The 1,454-nt window shown below is 63.3% G+C and carries 2 protein-coding genes; both read left to right on the top strand.

From position 1 onward, the window contains the following. On the top strand, positions 1–621 hold a 621-nt coding region (locus A2I95_RS37565; protein WP_291737537.1), incomplete at its 5' end, for a transketolase C-terminal domain-containing protein. Next, on the top strand, positions 618–1,454 hold an 837-nt coding region (locus A2I95_RS37570), incomplete at its 3' end, for an ACP S-malonyltransferase (RefSeq protein WP_291737538.1). The genes A2I95_RS37565 and A2I95_RS37570, both read left to right, overlap by 4 nt.

The following is a 1,454-nucleotide window of genomic DNA, read 5'->3' on the forward strand; positions in this document are numbered from 1 at the left end:
AACTCTCTGGCGGTGCTGCGGGATATTCCTGGAATTGTGATTGCCTGTCCCTCAGATGGGGCTGAGGCTGCAATGATGATGCGCGAGGCGGTGCGCCTGGCGCGCGAGGAGCAGCGGGTGGTGGTCTTTGTCGAGCCGATCGCGCTGTATCCGATGCGGGATCTGCATGAGGCCAAGGATGGCGGCTGGATGCGTAACTACCCCTCACCGGACCGGAGGATCGGGTTGGGGGAGGCGGGTCTGCATGGCGATGGCACCGATTTGGCGATTGTGACTTATGGCAACGGACGCTACCTTTCGGCCCAGGCGCAGGCAGAGCTGGCGGCGAAAGGCGTGAATGCGCGGATTGTGGATCTGCGCTGGCTGGCGCCTTTGCCGGAGGCGGCGCTGTTGGAGGCGGTGAAGGGCTGTAAACATCTGCTAATCGTCGATGAATGCCGCATCACAGGCAGTCTGTCAGAGGCGCTGATGGCACTGTTTGCGGAACAAGGCGGTGCTCCAACGGCGCGGGTGGCGGCCAGCGATTGTTTCATTGCCACAGGGCCGGCCTATGGTGCCACGTTGCCGTCGAAGGATAGCATTGTTGCAGCTGCTTTGAAGCTGGCAGGAGGCAAGTCATGACCCGCACGGCTGTTCTGATCAGCCCGGGACGGGGCACTTACAACAAGGCGGAACTCGGTTATTTGCACCGCCACCATGCGGACAAGGCGGCGCTGTTCGCCGGATTTGATGCGCAGCGGAAGGACGCCGGGCAGGAGGAAGTCACGGCGCTCGACGGGGCAACCCGGTTTTCGGTGTCAAAGTATTCCCGCGGGGACATTGCTTCGCCATTGATCTATGCCTCAGCGCTGGCGGATGCACAGTCGCTGGCGGAGGACATCGACGTTGTCGCGGTCACCGGCAACTCCATGGGGTGGTATATCGGGCTGGCGGCGGCCGGGGCGCTGAGCGCGGCGGATGGGTTCAAGGTGGTGAACACCATGGGCACGCTGATGCAGCAGCAGCTGATCGGCGGCCAGCTGGTCTATCCCTTTACCGGTCCCGAGTGGCAGAATAGCCCGCATCGCAAGACGGAGCTGCTGGACTTGGCGGCAGAAATCAATGTGCGCGAGGGGCATGATCTGGGGCTGTCGATTGACTTGGGCGGAATGCTGGTGCTGGCCGGAAATGAGGCCGGGCTGAAAGCGTTTGAGGCGGCGGTGCCAGTGCTGGACGGCCGCTTCCCCATGCGGCTGGCCAACCACGCCGCGTTCCATACAGTGCTGCAAGCGCCGGTGGCTGCTGAGGGGCGCAAGCAGCTGGGGGCAGAGTTGTTCCAGCAGCCGGAGGTGCCGATGATCGACGGTCGCGGGCAGATCTGGTGGCCGGGCGCTACGGATACGCAGGCCCTGGCGGACTACACGCTGGGGCATCAGGTGGTGAAGCCGTATGACTTTACCCGTGCGGTACAGAAT

The organism is Leisingera sp. F5, assembly GCF_001593695.1.